Genomic DNA, 309 nt, shown 5'->3' on the forward strand with positions numbered 1-309 from the left:
AGATTTCTTACGCAATGGAAAGAATTCAGAGTGCTGTTTTAGACAGCCGTAAAAATCCGCTTTTGGGTGAAGCTATCATTCGTCAAGCTTTGTTAGGACTCACAATTATTGCACGACGCCAAATGGCAGCTTAACATATTTAAAAATATAATGATTTGTTATTTAAGTACGGCACAAAGGTATTTTCAGCAGTTACAGCTTTTGCGTTATCAGGTAGAAGTTGAAGGGAAATCGCCTTTTACAGTGATTTCTCAAGTGCATACTCATATTTAGAGCAAGTCTTGTTCATAGAACCTTTATTGAAGTAAA

At 35.9% G+C, this 309-nt stretch carries 2 pseudogenes; both read left to right on the forward strand.

Going from position 1 to position 309, the window contains the following annotated elements:
* A pseudogene (holA, locus tag ACFINC_RS11045) lies at nucleotides 1-134 on the forward strand (DNA polymerase III subunit delta); the annotation flags it as partial.
* A 28-nt stretch (nucleotides 135-162) separates the two neighbouring features.
* Nucleotides 163-270, forward strand: a pseudogene (gene holA / locus ACFINC_RS11050) (DNA polymerase III subunit delta); the annotation flags it as partial.
* Nucleotides 271-309 lie beyond the last annotated feature (39 nt).

Origin of the sequence: Bartonella sp. AP58NXGY (genome assembly GCF_042195785.1) — a bacterium.
In the GTDB taxonomy this organism is placed as follows: domain Bacteria; phylum Pseudomonadota; class Alphaproteobacteria; order Rhizobiales; family Rhizobiaceae; genus Bartonella.